The organism is Pseudomonas sp. LBUM920 (genome assembly GCF_003852315.1).
Taxonomy (GTDB): domain Bacteria; phylum Pseudomonadota; class Gammaproteobacteria; order Pseudomonadales; family Pseudomonadaceae; genus Aquipseudomonas.
Window position 1 is genome coordinate 1,086,308 of the sequence record NZ_CP027762.1, and the last position, 19,595, is coordinate 1,105,902.

The 19,595-nt window shown below is 61.0% G+C and carries 15 protein-coding genes; 10 read left to right on the forward strand and 5 right to left on the reverse strand.

Features of this window, described 5'->3' with window-relative positions; translation table 11 throughout:
- The first annotated feature begins 2 nt into the window (after positions 1 to 2).
- The 10 genes from murD to C4J83_RS04935 all read left to right on the forward strand — a co-directional run bounded on the left by murD (position 3) and on the right by C4J83_RS04935 (position 11,724).
- Complete coding sequence (gene murD, locus C4J83_RS04890; RefSeq protein WP_124416459.1) at positions 3 to 1,349, forward strand: UDP-N-acetylmuramoyl-L-alanine--D-glutamate ligase; 1,347 nt, start codon at positions 3 to 5, stop codon at positions 1,347 to 1,349.
- On the forward strand, positions 1,346 to 2,563 hold the full coding sequence (gene ftsW, locus C4J83_RS04895) for a putative lipid II flippase FtsW (RefSeq protein WP_106579565.1): 1,218 nt from the start codon (positions 1,346 to 1,348) through the stop codon (positions 2,561 to 2,563). Before murD ends, ftsW begins: the two co-directional genes overlap by 4 nt.
- The gene (gene murG, locus C4J83_RS04900) at positions 2,553 to 3,623 is read left to right on the forward strand and encodes an undecaprenyldiphospho-muramoylpentapeptide beta-N-acetylglucosaminyltransferase (protein ID WP_124416460.1); all 1,071 of its coding nucleotides are present in this window, start codon (positions 2,553 to 2,555) and stop codon (positions 3,621 to 3,623) included. The genes ftsW and murG overlap by 11 nt, the downstream gene beginning before the upstream one ends.
- Positions 3,616 to 5,061 carry a UDP-N-acetylmuramate--L-alanine ligase gene (gene murC / locus C4J83_RS04905; RefSeq protein WP_106579563.1) on the forward strand — a complete coding sequence of 482 codons (1,446 nt, stop codon included), beginning with the start codon at positions 3,616 to 3,618 and terminating at the stop codon, positions 5,059 to 5,061. The genes murG and murC overlap by 8 nt, the downstream gene beginning before the upstream one ends.
- Entirely contained in the window at positions 5,058 to 6,014 is a 957-nt protein-coding gene (locus C4J83_RS04910) for a D-alanine--D-alanine ligase (RefSeq protein WP_119735335.1), read from the forward strand. The genes murC and C4J83_RS04910 overlap by 4 nt, the downstream gene beginning before the upstream one ends.
- A gap of 4 nt (positions 6,015 to 6,018) precedes the next feature.
- Positions 6,019 to 6,888 carry a cell division protein FtsQ/DivIB gene (locus tag C4J83_RS04915; RefSeq protein WP_124416461.1) on the forward strand — a complete coding sequence of 290 codons (870 nt, stop codon included), beginning with the start codon at positions 6,019 to 6,021 and terminating at the stop codon, positions 6,886 to 6,888.
- Between the two features lie 15 nt (positions 6,889 to 6,903).
- Positions 6,904 to 8,169: a cell division protein FtsA gene (gene ftsA / locus C4J83_RS04920; protein ID WP_017138181.1), complete on the forward strand. Its 1,266-nt coding sequence runs from the start codon at positions 6,904 to 6,906 to the stop codon at positions 8,167 to 8,169.
- 66 nt (positions 8,170 to 8,235) lie between these two features.
- On the forward strand, positions 8,236 to 9,441 hold the full coding sequence (gene ftsZ / locus C4J83_RS04925) for a cell division protein FtsZ (RefSeq protein ID WP_124416462.1): 1,206 nt from the start codon (positions 8,236 to 8,238) through the stop codon (positions 9,439 to 9,441).
- Between the two features lie 112 nt (positions 9,442 to 9,553).
- Positions 9,554 to 10,465: a UDP-3-O-acyl-N-acetylglucosamine deacetylase gene (lpxC, locus tag C4J83_RS04930; RefSeq protein ID WP_003216227.1), complete on the forward strand. Its 912-nt coding sequence runs from the start codon at positions 9,554 to 9,556 to the stop codon at positions 10,463 to 10,465.
- A gap of 260 nt (positions 10,466 to 10,725) precedes the next feature.
- Positions 10,726 to 11,724: a hypothetical protein gene (locus tag C4J83_RS04935; protein WP_124416463.1), complete on the forward strand. Its 999-nt coding sequence runs from the start codon at positions 10,726 to 10,728 to the stop codon at positions 11,722 to 11,724.
- Positions 11,725 to 11,863: 139 nt separating this feature from the next.
- Here C4J83_RS04935 and C4J83_RS04940 read toward each other — a convergent pair whose 3' ends face one another.
- The 5 genes from C4J83_RS04940 to C4J83_RS04965 all read right to left on the reverse strand — a co-directional run bounded on the left by C4J83_RS04940 (position 11,864) and on the right by C4J83_RS04965 (position 19,587).
- Positions 11,864 to 13,357 carry a sensor domain-containing diguanylate cyclase gene (locus C4J83_RS04940; protein WP_106579559.1) on the reverse strand — a complete coding sequence of 498 codons (1,494 nt, stop codon included), beginning with the start codon at positions 13,355 to 13,357 and terminating at the stop codon, positions 11,864 to 11,866.
- A 60-nt stretch (positions 13,358 to 13,417) separates the two neighbouring features.
- Positions 13,418 to 14,911 (reverse strand): GGDEF domain-containing protein, encoded by a 1,494-nt coding sequence (locus tag C4J83_RS04945; protein ID WP_124416464.1) that lies wholly within the window; start codon positions 14,909 to 14,911, stop codon positions 13,418 to 13,420.
- An 86-nt stretch (positions 14,912 to 14,997) separates the two neighbouring features.
- The gene (locus C4J83_RS04950; RefSeq protein ID WP_124416465.1) at positions 14,998 to 16,320 is read right to left on the reverse strand and encodes an OprD family porin; all 1,323 of its coding nucleotides are present in this window, start codon (positions 16,318 to 16,320) and stop codon (positions 14,998 to 15,000) included.
- Positions 16,321 to 17,555: 1,235 nt separating this feature from the next.
- Positions 17,556 to 18,920, reverse strand: coding sequence for a heavy metal sensor histidine kinase (locus C4J83_RS04960; protein WP_119735567.1), 1,365 nt, complete (start codon positions 18,918 to 18,920; stop codon positions 17,556 to 17,558).
- Positions 18,910 to 19,587, reverse strand: a complete 678-nt coding sequence (locus tag C4J83_RS04965; protein WP_053254480.1) for a heavy metal response regulator transcription factor — start codon at positions 19,585 to 19,587, stop codon at positions 18,910 to 18,912. Before C4J83_RS04965 ends, C4J83_RS04960 begins: the two co-directional genes overlap by 11 nt.
- Between the last annotated feature and the right edge of the window lie 8 nt (positions 19,588 to 19,595).

The window sequence follows — 19,595 nt, forward strand, 5'->3', positions numbered from 1 at the left end:
GAGTGTCCCTGATCGCTTCAGACCACTTCCGCATCGTTGTCGGCCTCGGCAAAAGCGGCATGTCCCTGGTTCGCTTCCTGGCGAACCGGGGCACGTCGTTTGCCGTCGCCGATACGCGGGAAAATCCACCGGAGCTGGTCACGCTGCGCCGTGACTACCCGCACGTGGAAGTGCGTTGTGGCGAGTTGGATGTCGAGTTTCTGTGCCGCGCCGATGAGCTCTACGTGAGCCCCGGCCTGGCCCTGGCGACACCGGCTTTGCAAGCCGCTGCCGCACGTGGCGTGAAGCTCTCCGGCGATATCGACCTGTTCGCGCGCAACGCGAAAGCGCCGATTGTGGCCATCAGTGGTTCCAACGCGAAAAGCACCGTGACCACCCTGGTCGGCGAGATGGCGGTTGCGGCCGGCAAGCGCGTGGCCGTGGGCGGTAACCTCGGCACGCCGGCGTTGGACCTGCTCAGCGACGACGTCGAGCTGTACGTGATGGAACTGTCGAGCTTCCAGCTCGAAACCACTCACGACCTGGGCGCCGAAGTCGCCACCGTGTTGAATGTGAGTGAAGACCACATGGACCGCTACAGCGGCCTGCCGGCCTATCACCTGGCCAAGCACCGGATCTTCCGCGGTGCCCGGCAAGTGGTGGTCAACCGCCAGGACGCCCTGAGCCGTCCGCTGATGGGCGAGGGCCTGCCGTGCTGGACCTTCGGCCTCGGCAAACCGGACTTCAAAGCGTTCGGCATCCGCGAAGAGAACGGCGAGAAATACCTGGCCTTCGAATTCCAGAACCTGATGCCGGTGCGCGAGCTGAAAATTCGTGGCGCGCATAACCAGTCCAATGCCCTGGCGGCGCTGGCACTCGGTCACGCTGTTGGCCTGCCGTTCGACGCCATGCTCGCAAGCCTGCGCACATTTGCCGGGCTTGAGCACCGTTGCCAGTGGGTGCGCGACCTCAACGGCGTCAGCTATTACAACGATTCCAAGGCCACCAACGTCGGTGCTGCCCTGGCTGCCATCGAAGGCCTTGGCGCCGATATCGAAGGCAAGCTGGTGCTGATCGCCGGTGGCGATGGCAAAGGCGCCGACTTCAAGGACCTTAAAGGCCCGGTGGCTGCCCATTGTCGCGCCGTGGTGCTGATGGGCCGTGATGCTGAGTTGATCGCCGCTGCCCTCGGTGACGCCGTGCCGCAAGTACGCGCGACGTCCCTGGACGACGCCATCGCTCAGTGCAAAGCCCTGGCCCAGCCGGGTGATGCCGTGCTGCTGTCGCCAGCGTGCGCCAGTTTCGACATGTTCAAGAACTACGAAGAGCGCGGCCAGCTGTTCGCTCGCGCCGTGGAGGCCTTGGCATGAATTTCAGAAATATCATCAAACCGTACCCGTCCCCGATCATTACCGGCCGTGGCGTCGACCTTGATTTCCCGATGCTCGCCGGTTGCCTGGCGCTGCTGGGCCTGGGCCTGGTGATGATCACCTCGGCGTCCTCCGAAGTGGCCGCCGTGCAGTCGGGCAACACCCTGTACATGATGATCCGCCACTTGGTGTACCTGGTGATCGGCCTTGGCGCGTGCATCGTCACCATGATGATCCCGATCGCCACCTGGCAGCGCCTGGGCTGGATGATGCTGATCGGTGCGTTCGGCCTGTTGATCATGGTGATCCTGCCCGGCATCGGCCGCGAGGTGAACGGCTCGATGCGCTGGATCGGCTTCGGTGCGTTCAACGTGCAGCCGTCGGAAATCGCCAAGGTGTTCGTGGTGATCTACCTGGCCGGTTACCTGGTACGCCGTCAGAAGGAAGTGCGCGAAAGCTGGATGGGCTTCTTCAAGCCATTCATCGTGCTGCTGCCAATGGCCGGTCTGTTGCTGATGGAGCCCGACTTCGGTGCCACCGTCGTGATGATGGGCGCGGCCGCCGCGATGCTGTTCCTCGGTGGCGTCGGCCTGTTCCGTTTCACCTTGATGGTGGTGCTGGCCGTGGCCGCCGTGACGGTGCTGGTGCAGGCGCAGCCCTATCGGATGGCCCGTCTGATTACCTTTACCGACCCGTGGTCCGATCAGTTCGGTTCCGGCTACCAGCTGACCCAGGCGCTGATCGCCTTTGGTCGCGGCGAGTGGCTGGGTGTGGGCCTGGGCAACAGCGTGCAGAAGCAGTTCTACCTGCCCGAAGCGCACACCGACTTCGTGTTCTCGGTACTCGCCGAAGAGCTCGGCGTGGTCGGTTCGCTGTGCACCGTCGCGCTGTTCGTGTTCGTGTGTGTACGCGGCATGTACATCGGCTTGTGGGCCGAGAAGGCCAAACAGTATTTCGCCGCCTATGTGGCGTACGGCTTGTCGTTCCTGTGGATCGGCCAGTTCCTGATCAACATCGGCGTGAACGTCGGCTTGTTACCGACCAAGGGCCTGACCTTGCCGTTCCTCAGTTACGGCGGCAGTTCGTTGGTGATTTGCTGCGCGTGCCTGGGGTTATTGCTGCGCATCGAGTGGGAGAGTCGAACCCACCTGGGCAGCGAAGAGATGGAATTCAGCGAAAGCGATTTTGCCGAGGAGCCGAACCATGGGCGCTAACGTGCTGATCATGGCGGGCGGCACCGGGGGCCACGTGTTCCCGGCCCTGGCGTGCGCGCGTGAATTCCAGAACCGCGGCTACACCGTGCATTGGCTCGGCACGCCGCGCGGCATCGAAAATGAATTGGTGCCCAATGCCGGCTTGCCGCTGCATTTGATCAACGTCACAGGCTTGCGTGGCAAGGGCAAGTTGTCCCTGCTCAAGGCGCCGTTCGTGTTGCTCAAGGCGGTGTGGCAGGCGCGCAAAGTCATGCGTGCAGTAAAGCCGGTATGCGTGCTGGGGTTTGGCGGTTATGTGACTGGCCCTGGCGGTGTTGCCGCCAAGCTGGCTGGCGTGCCGGTGATCGTGCACGAGCAGAACGCCGTCGCCGGTACCGCGAACCGCCTGCTGGTGCCGTTGGCCTCGCGTGTGTGTGAAGCGTTCCCGAACACCTTTGCGACCTCGGACAAGTTGCGCACCACCGGCAACCCGGTGCGCACCGAACTGTTCATGGCCATTGCCCGTGAGGCGCTGGCCGGGCGCAAGGCGCATCTGCTGATCCTCGGCGGAAGCCTGGGTGCCGAGCCGCTGAACAAATTGCTGCCCGAAGCGCTGGCCCAACTCCCCGTGGAGTTGCGCCCTGAGATCTTCCATCAGGCCGGCAAGAATCACGATGAAATCACCGCTGCCCGCTATCGCGAGGCCGGTGTCGAGGCGAATGTGCAGCCCTTCATCAAAGACATGGCCCACGCCTATGGCTGGGCCGACCTGGTGGTCTGTCGCGCTGGTGCGCTGACCGTCAGTGAACTGGCCGCCGCCGGTCTGCCGTCCTTGCTGGTGCCTTTGCCCCACGCGATTGACGATCACCAGACCCGCAACGCCGAATATTTGGCCGGGGAGGGCGCTGCCTTCCTGCTGCCGCAAAGAACGACTGGCGCCGCCGATTTGGCCGCACGCCTGACCGAGGTTTTGATGCAACCGGAACGACTCAACAGCATGGCGAGCACCGCAAGCCGCCTGGCCAAACCTGACGCAACCCGCACCGTGGTCGACATCTGCCTGGAGGTGGCCCATGGTTGAGAATCAGAAAGCCATGCCACAACCCGAGATGCGCCGCATCCGTCGCATCCACTTTGTCGGCATCGGCGGCGTGGGCATGTGCGGGATTGCCGAAGTGCTGCTGAACCTGGGCTACCAGGTGTCTGGCTCTGACTTGAAAGAGTCGCCGGTCACGGATCGCCTGAAGTCGTTCGGTGCGCAGATCTTTATCGGCCACCGCGCTGAAAACGCCGCCGAGGCTGATGTGCTGGTGGTTTCCAGTGCCGTGAACACCTCCAACCCGGAAGTGGCCACCGCCCTTGAGCGCCGTATTCCGGTAGTGCCGCGCGCCGAAATGCTCGCCGAGCTGATGCGCTATCGCCACGGTATTGCCGTTGCCGGTACGCACGGCAAAACCACCACCACCAGCCTGATCGCTTCGGTGTTCGCGGCCGGTGGCCTGGACCCGACGTTCGTGATCGGTGGCCGTCTGAATGCAGCTGGCACCAATGCCCAGCTCGGCACCAGCCGCTACCTGATCGCCGAAGCCGATGAAAGTGACGCGAGCTTCCTGCACCTGCAGCCGCTGGTCGCGGTGGTTACCAACATCGACGAAGACCACATGGCAACCTACGACGGTGACTTCAACAAGTTGAAGAAAACCTTCGTCGAGTTCCTGCACAACCTGCCGTTCTACGGTCTGGCTGTTGTATGCCTGGACGATCCGGTGGTGCGTGAAATCCTGCCGCAGGTCAAGCGTCCGACCGTGACCTACGGCTTCAGCGAAGACGCTGACGTGCGCGCAATCAACGTGCGCCAGGAAGGCATGCAAACCTTCTTCACCGTGCTGCGCCCTGACCGCGAGCCGCTGGATGTGTCGGTGAACATGCCGGGCAACCACAACGTGCTCAACTCCCTGGCGACCATCTGCATCGCCTCCGACGAGGGCGTCAGCGATGAAGCCATCGTTGAAGGCCTGTCGCGTTTTGCCGGTGTTGGCCGTCGCTTCCAGGTCTACGGCCAACTGCCGGTAGACGGCGGCGACGTGATGCTGGTCGACGACTACGGTCACCACCCGACCGAAGTGGCCGCCGTGATCAAAGCCGTGCGCGGTGGCTGGCCGGAGCGCCGCCTGGTGATGGTTTACCAGCCGCACCGCTACAGCCGTACCCGCGATCTGTACGACGATTTTGTCAATGTATTGGCCGATGCCAACGTGCTGCTGCTGATGGAAGTCTACCCGGCCGGTGAAGAGCCGATCCCGGGCGCCGACAGCCGCAAGCTGTGCAACAGCATCCGCCAGCGTGGCCAGTTGGACCCGATCTACATCGAGCGCGGTGTGGACCTGGCGCCGATCGTCAAGCCACTGCTGCGCGCCGGCGACATCCTGCTGTGCCAGGGTGCCGGCGACATCGGTGGCCTTGCGCCTAAATTGCTTGCGAGCCCATTGTTCGCCGTGGCGCAGGGGAAGTCGAAATGACCACGAACTACGACGCCCTGTTTTCCACGATCACGCCTGCCGACTTCGGCCGCGTAGCCGTGCTGTTCGGCGGCAAGAGCGCTGAACGTGAGGTCTCGCTCAAGTCCGGCAATGCCGTGCTTGAGGCACTGCAAAGCGCCGGCGTGAATGCGTTCGGTATCGACGTGGGCGATGACTTCCTTGCCCGCCTGCAGGCCGAAAAGATCGACCGGGCCTTTATCATCCTGCACGGCCGTGGCGGTGAAGACGGCAGCATGCAAGGCTTGCTTGAGTGCGCCGGCATCCCTTACACCGGCAGCGGCATTCTTGCCTCGGCACTGGCGATGGACAAGTTGCGCACCAAGCAGGTGTGGCACAGCCTGGGTATTCCAACCCCACGCCACAGCGTGCTGTGCAGCGAAGACGATTGTATTTCTGCAGCTAAGGAACTGGGCCTGCCTTTGATCGTCAAACCAGCCCATGAAGGCTCCAGTATCGGCATGGCCAAAGTGAACTCGGCCGCCGAATTGATCGACGCATGGAAAGCGGCAAGTACCTACGATTCGCAAGTGTTGGTGGAACAGTGGATTTCCGGTCCCGAGTACACCATCGCCACCCTGCGTGGCCAGGTATTGCCGCCTATCGCATTGGGCACGCCCCACACCTTTTACGATTACGACGCCAAGTACCTGGCTTCCGATACTCAGTACCGGATCCCGTGCGGCCTTGACGCAACCAAGGAACAAGAATTGATGGACCTCACGGCGAAAGCCTGTGAGGCGCTGGGTATCGCCGGTTGGGCGCGGGCAGACGTGATGCAGGATGACCAAGGGAATTTCTGGTTCCTTGAAGTCAACACTGCGCCGGGTATGACCGATCACAGCCTGGTACCTATGGCAGCCCGTGCAGCCGGTCTGGATTTCCAGCAGTTGGTGCTGGCGATCCTCGCTGACAGCATTGAGCCAAGAGGCTAAACACATGAACGGCGCATCGCTTCGTCATCAGCCCCCACCAGCACCCGGCCGCAAGCCGGTGCCACGGGGTGCCAGCCGGATGGTGGCTAAAGAGCCGATGTCGGCGCGCCTGCCGAAAGCCAACTTTGGTTTCCTCAAGGTGCTGTTCTGGCCGGTGCTGCTGGTGGCGTTGGGCTTTGGCACTTACGAAGGTGCGCAGCGCCTGTTGCCGTATGCCGATCGGCCGATCACCAAGATCAGTGTGCAGGGCGACTTGAGCTACATCAGCCAGCAAGCGGTACAGCAGCGCATCGGCCCGTACCTGGCGGCGAGCTTCTTTACCATCGACCTGGCCGGTATGCGCTCGGAGCTGGAGCAGATGCCATGGATCGCCCATGCCGAAGTCCGCCGCGTGTGGCCGGACCAGGTGACGATCCGCCTGGAAGAACAACTGCCCGTGGCCCGTTGGGGCGATGAAGCGCTGTTGAACAACCAGGGCCAGGCGTTCACCCCGCGTGAGCTGGCCAACTATGAGCACCTGCCGCAGCTGTTCGGGCCGCAGCGGGCGCAGCAGCAAGTGATGCAGCAGTATCAGGCCTTGAGCCAGATGCTGCGGCCACTGGGCTTCTCCATCGCACGCCTGGAATTGCGTGAGCGGGGCAGCTGGTTTTTGACCACCGGGGCAGGCAGTTCCGGCCCGGGCATCGAGTTGTTGCTGGGACGCGACCGCTTGGTGGAAAAGATGCGCCGCTTTATTGCCATCTATGACAAGACCTTGAAAGAACAGATTACGAACATTGCGAGCGTCGACCTGCGTTACGCCAACGGCCTGGCCGTCGGCTGGCGTGAACCAGCTGCGCCGACGACAGCCAAACCCGCTGTCGCGAAGAATTAAGAAGAGGCAGGACCCATGGCAAACGTGCAAAGCGGCAAAATGATCGTCGGTCTCGATATCGGCACCTCCAAGGTGGTGGCGCTGGTCGGCGAGGTCGGGGAAGACGGTGTTATCGAAATCGTCGGTATCGGCACGCATCCGTCCCGGGGCCTGAAGAAGGGCGTGGTGGTGAACATTGAGTCCACCGTGCAATCGATCCAGCGCGCGATCGAAGAAGCGCAGCTGATGGCCGGCTGCCGGATTCACTCGGCGTTCGTCGGCGTGGCCGGCAACCATATCCGCAGCCTGAATTCCCACGGCATCGTGGCAATCCGCGACCGTGAAGTCAGCTCGGCGGACCTTGAGCGTGTACTCGACGCGGCCCAGGCCGTGGCGATCCCGGCTGACCAGCGCGTGCTGCACACCCTGCCGCAGGACTACGTGATCGACAACCAGGAAGGCGTTCGCGAGCCGCTGGGCATGTCGGGCGTACGTCTGGAAGCCAAGGTTCACGTAGTGACCTGCGCCGTCAATGCTGCACAGAACATTGAAAAATGCGTGCGCCGCTGCGGTCTGGAAATCGACGACATCATTCTCGAGCAGCTTGCTTCGGCTTATTCGGTACTGACCGACGACGAAAAAGAGCTGGGCGTGTGCCTGGTGGACATCGGCGGCGGCACCACCGACATCGCGATCTTCACCGAGGGTGCGATCCGTCACACCGCCGTGATCCCGATTGCCGGCGACCAGGTCACCAACGACATCGCCATGGCGCTGCGTACACCGACCCAGTACGCCGAAGAAATCAAGATTCGCTACGCCTGCGCCCTGGCCAAACTGGCCGGTGCCGGTGAAACCATCAAGGTGCCAAGTGTCGGCGACCGCCCACCGCGTGAGCTGTCGCGCCAGGCCCTGGCCGAAGTGGTTGAGCCGCGCTACGACGAGCTGTTCACCCTGATCCAGGCTGAGCTGCGCCGCAGCGGTTACGAAGATTTGATCCCGGCCGGCATTGTGCTGACCGGTGGCACCTCGAAGATGGAAGGCGCGGTCGAACTGGCCGAGGAAATCTTCCACATGCCTGTCCGTCTGGGCGTGCCCCATGGCGTCAAAGGCCTGGGCGACGTAGTGCGCAACCCGATTTATTCCACCGGTGTGGGCTTGCTGTTGTACGGACTGCAAAAGCAGACCGACGGCATTTCCCTGTCGGGCCCGAGCATTCGTGACAGCTACCGCGGTGGCGACGACGAAGCCAAAGCGCCGTTGTTCGAGCGCTTGCAGGCTTGGGTGAAAGGCAATTTCTAAAGATTTACCGCAACACCGTAATAAGCAGTAGGCGAAAAAACTAGAGAAAACGAAAGGAGAGGGAACATGTTCGAACTCGTAGACAACATCCCCGCAAGCCCGGTTATCAAAGTAATCGGTGTCGGCGGTGGCGGCGGCAACGCTGTCAACCACATGGTCAAGAGCAACATTGAAGGCGTTGAATTCATCTGCGCCAACACTGATGCCCAGGCGCTGAAAAGCATCGGCGCGCGGACCATCCTGCAATTGGGCACAGCCGTGACCAAGGGCCTCGGCGCTGGCGCCAACCCGGAAGTCGGCCGTCAAGCCGCGCTGGAAGACCGCGAGCGTATTGCTGAAGTGCTGCAAGGCACCAACATGGTGTTCATCACCACCGGCATGGGCGGCGGTACCGGTACCGGTGCGGCCCCGATCATTGCCGAAGTGGCCAAGGAAATGGGCATCCTGACCGTTGCTGTCGTAACGCGTCCGTTCCCGTTCGAAGGTCGCAAGCGCATGCAGATCGCCGACGAAGGTATCCGTCTGCTGTCTGAAAGCGTTGACTCGTTGATCACCATTCCCAACGAGAAACTGCTGACCATCCTGGGCAAGGACGCAAGCCTGCTGTCCGCATTTGCCAAGGCTGACGATGTACTGGCCGGTGCCGTTCGCGGTATCTCCGACATCATCAAGCGCCCAGGCATGATCAACGTCGACTTTGCCGACGTACGTACCGTGATGAGCGAAATGGGCATGGCGATGATGGGCACTGGCTGCGCCAGCGGTCCGAACCGTGCACGTGAAGCCACTGAAGCGGCGATCCGCAACCCATTGCTTGAAGACGTGAACCTGCAAGGCGCACGCGGCATCCTGGTGAACATCACCGCCGGTCCTGACCTGTCCCTGGGTGAGTACTCCGACGTGGGTAGCATCATCGAAGCCTTCGCTTCCGAGCACGCGATGGTCAAAGTCGGTACCGTTATCGATCCGGACATGCGTGATGAACTGCACGTGACCGTGGTTGCTACCGGCCTGGGCGCAAAAATCGAGAAGCCTGTAAAGGTCATCGACAATACCGTTCACACCGGCCACAACAGTCACGCCAGCCAGCAAGCTGCCGCTTCAGCGCCTGCGCGCCAGGAACTGCCGTCGGTGAACTACCGTGATCTGGACCGTCCGACCGTGATGCGCAACCAGGCTCAGGCCGGTGCTGCGGCGTCCCGTAGCCCGAATCCGCAAGATGATCTGGACTACCTGGACATCCCGGCATTCCTGCGTCGTCAGGCCGATTAATGGAATGTATCAGGGCTATGAAGGTGATTGGTGTTCAGCAAAGGTCTGGTCTGTTATTATCGCCAGCCTTTGTTGATACCAGTTCGCAATTTGCGCTGAAGCGGTCCAAGCCATGATTAAACAACGCACCCTGAAGAATATTATCCGTGCCACAGGTGTAGGTCTGCACTCCGGGGAGAAGGTATACCTGACCCTCAAGCCCGCACCTGTCGACACCGGCATCGTGTTTGTTCGTGCCGACCTGGACCCTGTGGTGCAGATTCCTGCTCGCGCGGAAAACGTTGGCGAAACCACTATGTCGACCACTCTGGTCAACGGTGACGTCAAAGTGGACACGGTGGAGCACTTGCTCTCGGCCATGGCTGGCCTGGGCATCGATAACGCCTACGTCGAGCTCTCCGCGTCCGAAGTCCCTATCATGGATGGCAGCGCTGGACCCTTCGTATTCTTGATTCAATCTGCCGGCCTGGAAGAACAGGACGCAGCCAAGAAGTTCATTCGCATTCTGCGGGAAGTGACAGTAGAAGACGGCGACAAGCGCGCCACCTTCGTCCCGTTCGAAGGCTTTAAAGTGAGCTTTGAGATCGATTTCGATCACCCGGTATTCCGTGACCGCACACAAAGTGCAAGCGTGGATTTTTCCAGCACTTCGTTCGTAAAAGAAGTCAGCCGCGCCCGTACCTTTGGTTTCATGAGTGACATCGAGTACCTGCGCAAGCACAACCTCGCACTCGGCGGCAGCGTTGAAAACGCCATCGTGGTCGACGCGGATGGTGTACTGAACGAAGACGGCCTTCGCTATGAAGACGAATTCGTGAAGCACAAGATCCTCGATGCAATCGGTGACCTCTACCTGCTGGGCAATAGCCTGATAGGCGAGTTCAAAGGCTTCAAGTCGGGCCACGCCCTTAACAACCAGCTGCTGCGCAAGTTGATTGCACAGACAGATGCTTGGGAAGTCGTGACCTTCGAAGATGCCAGCACCGCACCGATCTCTTACATGCGTCCCGTTGCGGCGGTGTAAGTAACAACTCTCTTCTTTAGTTTTGAAAGGCCACCCTCGGGTGGCCTTTTTTTATGCTTAAAAAATAGCAAGTTGCGCGGTAATGACATTGTTGTGAAACGTGCTGCAACTTTCGACGGTGTTTTTGTAGGAACTGATACTTTTTCGTGTACCACACAGTCTTCGTGAGGCCGTTGAATAAAGACCCAACAGCTAAACGAGTTTTAAACTAACGCGAGATAAGTGAATACATACCTATTACTGTTGAAGGAATATCGATCATGAACGCTATCGCTCCAGCCGCTGTATACCGTAGCCCTGACCCTCAGCAACAAAACGTCAACAATAATCCACCCGAGCGCTCTTTTGCCGCGCCCTATACGGCGAATGTGTTCGGCGGTGTAGCGAAGTTTCAGCCGATCCCCACGGTGTCTTTTTTTCCGCGAACCTATGCCACCATCGCCGCCAGGCTCACGCCGATTCCTGGCGGCCCGAGCGCGGGTGTGAGCGCAACGGCGCGCTTTGATCCCGTCATCAGCTTACGTCCCAACGACAGCGGCGGCCTCACCGTCAGCTTCGCACCAAAGATGCAGCTGGAAGTCGGCGGCAGTTTGAGGGCCGGCATTCCAAATATTTTAGGCACGGGCGTGGGTTTCAATGTGGGCGGCAGCCTTTCACAGCGATTTACGTTTGGCGCACCTGAATTCAGCGCCACTGTCCAACCCAGTGGTGAATTAAACTTTAACGCTAATCTGAAGCCTTCAATTGTCAGCCAGCAATTATTGAGTGTGAATGGCGGTCTGGAGGGCAGCCTTGCCAGTTCTGGCGTTAGTGTGGGCGGTGGTGTGAGCCAAAGTGTGACGCATATAACCGGGCAACATATAAATGTCGGCGGGCCGGGTCTTCAGTTCACACTGTCCCCCACCGGTAAACCGACGATCACGCAAAATTTCGACAACACATTATCTATCACCAATAGTTATACTTTTTCTCCCCGCACAAGTGTTAACGCAAATGTTCGAGCAGGGCAGGTTGGCGCCAATGGCGGAGGAGGCGTGTCACCGTCATTTACCCTTCAACACAAAGTTACCTTCAGCACTGACCTGACCAGCAAGTCCGCGCCAAAACACGAGTTTTCCGCTATCTCGGGCGTTTTCGTCGATGGCTCTTTCGGTTTAAGCGTGTCTCTGTTGCCCCCGCAGTTTCCATTGAGTGTGACAGCGCAAGTCGGTGCTGACCCAAGAGTCTCGGTGTCAGGAGGTGGCAGCTACACGCTGTAAAAGCTGCCCTGTGAAGCACGTACTGATTCACTGTCATCAGCAGCAGGCGCCGTCAGCATCGGGATCAAACCCGGGCTGGCGGTGCGGCGAGCGTCCTTGCTCCAACCGCACTGACTGAGTGGCCCAGGTGGCAGGCTTTTCAGGGAAGGGCTGCGGCATCCACGATGCGATTGCGCCCGCTGTGTTTGGCCTCATACAGCGCCTGGTCCGCACTCAGTAACAATGCCTCCAGCGACACACGGCTGCGTTTGTCCCAGGTACTCATGCCGATACTCACCGTAATCGGCCGTTCGGCGCCGGCAAACCGTGGCAAGTGCTCGACGCTGCTGCGGATATGCTCGGCGATCACCCAGGCGCCCTTGGCGTCGGTGTGCGGCAGCACCACCGCAAATTCCTCCCCGCCATAACGCGCCGCCAGGTCAGCCGGGCGGCGGATGTTGTCATCGATGACCCTGGCCACCGTGCGCAGAGCCTCGTCACCACCGTGGTGACCATGGCGGTCGTTGAAGGCCTTGAAGTGGTCCACGTCGATCATCAGCAGCGTCAGCGGTTCGGTCGAGCGCTGCGCGCGGTCCCATTCCAGGCGCAGGCGCTGATCGAGGGTGCGACGGTTTGCCAGGCCGGTCAGCGCATCGGTGGCTGCCAGTTCTGACAGCACTTGCTCGGCGCGGTGACGGCGGCGCAGCTCATTGCTGAGCATCCAGCTGAGCCACAGCAGACCGATGCACAGCACACCCGTCGCCAGGCTGATCAGCAAGGCTGCGCGTTTCCATTGGGCGAAAACTTCATCGCTGGACAGTGCCACTGCGACGATCAGCGGCAAATTGCCGACCGTGGAAAAGCTGTAGAGCCGCTCTCGGTGGTCAACACTGGAGACGCCGCGAAAGCTGCCGTCGCGCTCCTTGAGCATGCGCGCTACGTTCGGTCGCTGGCTCAGGTCCTGGTCGATCATGTCCAGTTCGAGCATGGGATGCTGCGCCAGCAGGATGCCCTGCTGGTTGATCAGGTTGATGGTGCTGTTGCTGCCGATATTCAGGCTGCTGAACAGCTGGTGAAAGTAAGACAAGCGCATGGAGGCCACCGCCACCCCCTGGAAGCGCCCGTCCGGCCCGGAAACGCGGCGGCTGAATGCAATGCGCCATTGGTCGTCACACACGCAGCGCGCCATGAACGGACGGCTGATGTACAGCCCGATTTCGGGGTCTTTGCGCTGCACCTGGAAATAGTCGCGATCAGCGAAGTTGCCGGACTTGGGCGTGAGCAAGGACGAGTCGGCGATCACCTCGCCATTGGCGTCCAGCAGCAGGATGTCGCCCTTGTAGGGCGCGGCGGCGGAGCGGTCGAACAGCACCAGATGGCGGATATCGGCAGAGACGCTGTGCAGGTCGTTGCGCTCGGCGGCGGCGATCAGGCCCTTGAGGGCCATGTCGTAGAGTTCGACGTTGCGCAGTACATCGGCGTCAATCAGTTGGGTAATGTTGTTCGCGGTGCGCGTGGCGGTCTGCAGGGTATTGGCGTGTTCGCGAATCAGCAGCACCGCCACGATCGCCACGATCAGCAGGGCTGTGAGGACACTGCCAAGGATCAGCAGGCGTTCCGGGCGACGTGTAGGGCGAGAAAGGCTTGGGCTCATCGGGCGTACTTCTGCGTCGAGGATGCCATTAGCGTAGTCCGTGTATGGCGTTGAAGCAGGTCAGAGCCCGGTGGCCTCCACAATGCGATTTCGCCCACTGTGCTTGGCCTCATACAGTGCCTGATCCGCGTGCAACAGCAGCGTCTCGAGTGACAGGCGACTGCGTTTATCCCAGGTACTCATGCCGATACTCACGGTGATCAGCTGTTCAGCGCCGGCGACGCGCGGCAGGTGCTCGACTCCGCTGCGGATATGCTCGGCGATCACCCAGGCGCCCCTGGCGTCGGTGTCCGGCAGCACCACCGCAAACTCTTCCCCGCCATACCGCGCGGCCAGGTCAGCGGGACGACGGATGTTGTTGCCGATCACCTGGGCGACCGTGCGCAGTGCCTCATCACCGCCGTGGTGGCCGTGGCGGTCGTTGAAAGCCTTGAAGTGGTCCACGTCGATCATCAACAGCGTCAGCGGCTCGGTGGAGCGCTGCGCGCGGTCCCACTCCAGGCGCAGGCGCTGGTCCAGGGTGCGACGGTTGGCCAGGCCGGTCAGGGCATCGGTGGCGGCCAGCTCCGACAGCACTTGCTCGGCGCGATAGCGCCGGCGCAGTTCGCGGCGCAGCATCCAGGTCAGCCATAACAGGCCAATGCAGAGCACGCCGGTGGCGCCGCTGGTGAGCAGCGCGGCGCGTTTCCACGGGGCGAACACGTCTTCGCTGGCCAGCGCCACCACCACAATCAGCGGTAATTCACCGACATTGGTGAAGGTGTACAAACGTTCGGTGCCAGTGATGGCCGAGATCGCCCGAAAGCTGCCTTCGCCTTCGCGCAGTATGCGTTTGAAGTTGGGCCGATCGCTGAGGTCCTTGTCGATCATGTCGCGCTCCAGCAACGGCTGCTGGGCGAGAAGAATCCCCTGATTGTTCAGCAGGTTCACCGAACTGCCATTGCCGATGGTGAGGCGGTTGAACAATTGATCGAAATACGCCAGGCGCATCGTTGCCACCGCGACACCGGCAAACTCGCCGTCCGGCCCCGTGACGCGACGACTGAATGCGATGCGCCAGACTTGATCGCAGTTGCAGCGAATCCTGAATGGGCGGCTGATAAACAGCCCGGCCTGGGCATTCTGTCGATGCGCCTGGAAGTAATCACGGTTAGCGAAATTGCGTGGCGTTGGCCACAGCGTCGAGGAGTCGGCAATCACTGCACCGTCGGCATCGAGCAACAGCACTTCGCCTTTGAAGGGCGCGGCGGTGGATTGATCAAACTGCACCATGTGCCGAATGTCCGGCGACGCCTGCGTCAGGTCCTTGCGGGTGGTGGCCGTAATCAGGCCCTGCAGCGCCAGGTCATAGAGCTCGACGTTACGCAGCACGTCGGCATTGATCAGTTGGGTGATATTGGTGGTCGCGCGCTGGGCGGCCTGGACGGTGCTGGCGTGTTCGCGGGTCAGCAGCGCCGCGACGATAATCACAATCAGGGTGACGGTCAGGCCGCTGCCCAGAATCAGCAGAAGCTCCGGGCGTGCAGGTAAGGAAGGAGGGCGGAGTTGACTCATCGCGCAGGCTTCAGCAGGGAAGATGCTGGCAGTTTAGTTCTACGCGATGAAAATTAGATCACGGGTTAAAAAGAAAGATCTGCGGGTTAGAACACGTTGATCGGGTAATCCACGATCACCCGGTATTCATCCACATCCCGATCCACCGCCGAGTAGCCCTCGCCGCCGCGGTTGGTCGCCCACTGCAGGCGCACGGCCAGGTCCTTGGCTTTGCCGCCTTGCACCACGTACTTCAAGTCGATGTCGCGCTCCCAGTGTTTGGCGTCCTTGCCGTCGGCGCTGTACCAGGCACTGTAGCCACGGCTGTTGGGGTCGACCTTGGTCAGGTCGGTCTTGCCGCTGATGTAGGACACGGCGGACGTCAGCCCCGGCATGCCCAGGCCTGCGAAGTCGTAGGCGTACTTGAGTTTCCACGAGCGCTCGTTGGGGCCGTTGAAGTCCGAGTATTGCTGGGAGTTGTCCAGGTAGATGCTGTCGCCCTGGCTGATGTAGTCGAACGGCGTGTTGCCGTTAACCCGCTGGTAGGCGGCGGTGAGGCTGTGGTTGCCCACGCCCACGGTGAAATGCAGGCTGTAAGTGTTGTTGTCGATGCTGCCCAGCAGCGACCGGCCGGTGTCCTGGGTGTGGTAGTAGTGCAGGCCGGGGTTGAGGCTGACCAGGTCGTTCAGCGCATAGGTGTAATCCAGGTCGTAGTAGTACTGGTGCCACACGTCCTTGAGTTCGGAAGCGTACAGGTTGCTGGTAACGCCCGGGATGGCGCTGAACGACACACCGGCCCAGTTCAGGTGCTGGCTGTCGGCGTGGTCCGGCAGCGCGCCGTAGCTGGTGCCGATGCGTCGATGGCCGCTCTGGTTGTAGAGCTTGGTGAAACTGGCTTGGCCGCCTTCAAGCATCCAGCCGTCGAAGCTGTGGTTGGTCAGGCTAACGCCGCGGAAATCCTGCGGCAGCATGCGCGTCATGCCGCCGGCGATTACCGGGTTGTTGAGGAACAGGTCGCCGGCTTTCAGCTCGGTGTCGAAGGCGCGCATTTTCAAGGTGCCGCCTGCGGTGGAGAACGAGCCGGGCGCTTTGCCGTTGCCGCTGCCATACGGCAGGATGCTGGAGCCGTCGGTGCCGCCACCGCCGTCGAGCTTGAGGCCGAGCATGGCGTTGAGGTCCAGGCCGAAGCCGACCGTGCCTTGGGTGTAGCCGGATTCGAAGGTGCCGATGAAGCCTTGGCCCCATTCCTTGCTGTCATCGGTGTGGATGTCGCGACGGTCGCGGTTCATGTAGTAGTTGCGGGTGTTGATCTTGAGGCTTGCGCCGTCGACGAAACCGTCGGCGGGGGTGGTGTCTGCCGCTTGGGCCAGGGGGGCGATCGTTGTTGCAATCGCTAGGAATAGCGGGGTGAACGTCAGCGAGTTCTTCACCGGTGGAGCTCCTTTGGTCAATCGTGAGCGGCCAATGTCGTGGGGGTGTGCCTGGCCTTTTTTTACTGCAAAAAAAAGCCGCTGAAGTCAGCGGCTTTGAACAGATTCCCAGTGTAGAGCCCTGGAAATAAGTCGAGGGAAATTTGGGTGAGCGGGAAGCTGTGTTTGCCGTCGCGCTCAAGGGTGCGTCAAATTAACGCAGGTGAGCGGTGGGGTACAGAGTGTAACAAGATAATGACTGTTGCCCAAATCGCAACAGTCGTGGGGTGGGGTTGGTGGTTTGGTTGTCGGGGGGGTTGAGTACATATCCGTTGCTGCAGTCACGGCCACTTAGGGTTCCGCTCTTACAGCGGGTCACTTTTGGCAAACGCCCCAAAAGTAACCAAAAGGTCTTTGCCCCACCACTCGGCACCTCGCTTGGGCTCGGTGTGTCCTCACTCCGGCTTGAATCCGTGGGCCGCCGCGACGGGCCATCCATGGCCCAACGCGGCTAACCCGGCGTCCTGCCGGGTTACCCACGGATTCAAGCCTGCGTTCGGCCAGCGTGGTTGACGGGGCCTGTCAGATCAAAAGCAAGATCAAAAGCAGAGCACGGCGGCCTGGTAGCCGACCTGAGTGGTTGAAGCAAAAGCGGATCAAAAGCACAGCAACACACTTCTATCTGATGCACTGCGATCCAAATGTGGGAGCGAGCAAGCCCGCTCCCACAGTTTGACCGAGTGCAGCCGCCAGCACCGCACTGCTTTGCTTTTCTGTGGGAGCTGGCTTGCCTGCGATGCAGGCACCTCGGTGTATCAGGCATAACCAGTAGATGCCATCGCAGGCAAGCCAGCTCCCACCTTTGATTGAGTTCAGCATTCAAGAACAGGTCGGCTGTCAGGCCGCCTCGCCTTCGCTTTTGATCTAACCACTCAGGTCGGCTACTAGGCCGCCGTGCTGTAGATCTTGATCTTGATCTTAGGCGCCCCGTTAAACCACGCTGGCCGAACGCAGGCTTGAATCCGTGGGTAACCCGGCAGGACGCCGGGTTAGCCGTGTTGGGCCATGGATGGCCCGTCACGGCGGCCCACGGATTCAAGCCGGAGTGAGGGCACACCGAGCCCAAGCGAGGTGCCGAGTGGTGGGGCAAGAGCCCTTTGGTTACTTTGGGGCTTTTCCAAAGTGACCCGCCGTAAGGGCGGAACCCATACCCGCCATCACCTAAATAACGGATATACCCCCCAACACACCATCCCCTACACCGGCAGGGTAATGCCAAACGTATTCCCCCCACCCTCACTGCGCACAAACACATCCCCGCCGTGCATCAAAGCGATCGCCTTCACAATCGCCAACCCCAGCCCATGATTCGCCCCGCTGTTGCTGCGCGACGCATCCACCCGATAAAACCGCTCGAACAGCCGTGGCAAATGCTCCCTGGCAATCTCATCCCCAGGGTTGGTCACCCCAATCGCCACCTGATGCTCCTGCACCTCAATATTCACCTCGATAACCTGCCCCGCCGCGGTGTGCTGCACCGCATTACTGAGCAGATTAATCAACGCACGACGCAAGTGAGCTTTCTCGATCTGCACCAACGCATCGCCACGCACCCGCACTTGAACCTGGGCGTCTTCGAGGATGAAATCCAGGTAGTCGAGCGTGGTCGCCACCTCATCCGCCAGCGAGCTTTCGATCAGCTTGGTGGCCTTGCTGCCCTGGTCTGCACTGGCCAGGAACAGCATGTCATTGATGATTGAGCGCAACCGCTCCAACTCTTCAAGATTGGATTGCAGCACCTCGAAATAATGCTCAGCCGAACGCCCGCGCGTCAGCGCCACCTGCGTCTGGCCGATCAGGTTGGTCAGCGGCGAACGCAGCTCATGGGCCACATCGGCATTAAACGATTCCAGGCGTGAATAAGCCTGTTCCACCCGATCCAGCGTGGAGTTGAACGAGTTGACGAACTGGCTCAACTCCGGCGGCAACGGCGACAGTTGCAAGCGCCCCGAGAGCTTGGGCGGCGCAAGCTTCTGCGCTTCATCCGAGAGCTTGCCCAACGGCTTGAGGCCGATGCGTGACACCCAGAACCCCAACAGCGCCGCCAGCACCACGCCGACAAACGCCAGGCCGATCAGCGCCACCAGCAACTGATGCTGAGTCGCGCGGAAGTTTTCCGTGTCGATGGCGATCATAAAGCGCAGCGGCGGGCGCTGTTCTTTCGCCGCGAATTGGCTCACCAACACCTTGAACGGGTACTCGCGCCCCGGCAGGCGCAAGTCGCGCTTACCGGTCGGCCCTGCGGCGAACGCGCGGATCTGTGCATCCGGGTTGCCGTATTCATAGTTCGGATCGCTGCTCACCACCCAGAAGCGGATGCGCTTGTCTTCCTCGCCGAGCAATTTCAGTTTGGCGGTGATTTTCGCCCAGTGGTCCGGTGTGCCAAAGCGGTTCACCGAGGATTCAAGCACGCTGTAGCGCGCATCCAGCTCGGCGCCCGGCAACAACCCAAGGCCGCGGTCCACTTGCTGGTACAGCGCGCCGCCGATCAACACGAAGATCAGCAGCGCCACCAGCGTGAACATACCGCTCAGGCGCAGGGCGATGGAGTTAGCCGACACTGCGGTTCTCCAGCACATACCCCATGCCACGAATGGTGTGCAGCAATTTGTGCTCGAACGGCCCGTCGAGCTTGGCGCGCAGGCGCTTGATTGCGACTTCGACGACGTTGGCGTCGCTGTCAAAGTTGATGTCCCAGACCATCTCGGCAATCGCCGTTTTCGAGAGGATTTCACCCTGGCGCCGTGCCAACACGCTGAGCAGCGAGAACTCCTTGGCGGTCAAGTCCAGGCGCAGGCCGTTGCGGCTGGCCTTGCGGCTGATCAAATCGATCCACAGGTCAGCGACGGTGACCTGTACCGGCTCATGCCCGCCGCTGCGACGGGTCAGCGCTTGCAGGCGCGCCACCAGTTCGAGGAACGAAAACGGTTTGCCCAAATAATCGTCGGCGCCTTCGCGCAAGCCGCGAATGCGGTCTTCCACGCGCTCACGGGCGGTGAGCATGATCACCGGCGTTTGCTTGCGCGCTCGCAGCGCGCGCAACACGCCGAAGCCGTCGAGGCCGGGCAGCATCACGTCGAGCACGATCACCGCGTAATCGTTTTCCAGCGCCAGGTGCAAGCCCTCGACGCCTTCACGCGCCACATCGACGGTGTAGCCCTGTTCCGTCAGGCCGCGGTGCAAGTAGTCCGCGGTTTTTTCTTCATCTTCAATAATCAGGACGCGCATGACCCCGC

Coding starts and splice junctions, on each gene's coding strand:
- lpxC (WP_003216227.1), top strand. CDS start 9,554: ATGATTAAACAACGCACCCTGAAGAATATTATCCGTGCCACAGGTGTA.
- murG (WP_124416460.1), top strand. CDS start 2,553: ATGGGCGCTAACGTGCTGATCATGGCGGGCGGCACCGGGGGCCACGTG.
- C4J83_RS04910 (WP_119735335.1), top strand. CDS start 5,058: ATGACCACGAACTACGACGCCCTGTTTTCCACGATCACGCCTGCCGAC.
- C4J83_RS04915 (WP_124416461.1), top strand. CDS start 6,019: ATGAACGGCGCATCGCTTCGTCATCAGCCCCCACCAGCACCCGGCCGC.
- C4J83_RS04945 (WP_124416464.1), bottom strand. CDS start 14,911: ATGAGTCAACTCCGCCCTCCTTCCTTACCTGCACGCCCGGAGCTTCTG.
- C4J83_RS04940 (WP_106579559.1), bottom strand. CDS start 13,357: ATGAGCCCAAGCCTTTCTCGCCCTACACGTCGCCCGGAACGCCTGCTG.
- ftsA (WP_017138181.1), top strand. CDS start 6,904: ATGGCAAACGTGCAAAGCGGCAAAATGATCGTCGGTCTCGATATCGGC.
- murC (WP_106579563.1), top strand. CDS start 3,616: ATGGTTGAGAATCAGAAAGCCATGCCACAACCCGAGATGCGCCGCATC.
- C4J83_RS04965 (WP_053254480.1), bottom strand. CDS start 19,587: ATGCGCGTCCTGATTATTGAAGATGAAGAAAAAACCGCGGACTACTTG.
- ftsW (WP_106579565.1), top strand. CDS start 1,346: ATGAATTTCAGAAATATCATCAAACCGTACCCGTCCCCGATCATTACC.
- ftsZ (WP_124416462.1), top strand. CDS start 8,236: ATGTTCGAACTCGTAGACAACATCCCCGCAAGCCCGGTTATCAAAGTA.
- C4J83_RS04935 (WP_124416463.1), top strand. CDS start 10,726: ATGAACGCTATCGCTCCAGCCGCTGTATACCGTAGCCCTGACCCTCAG.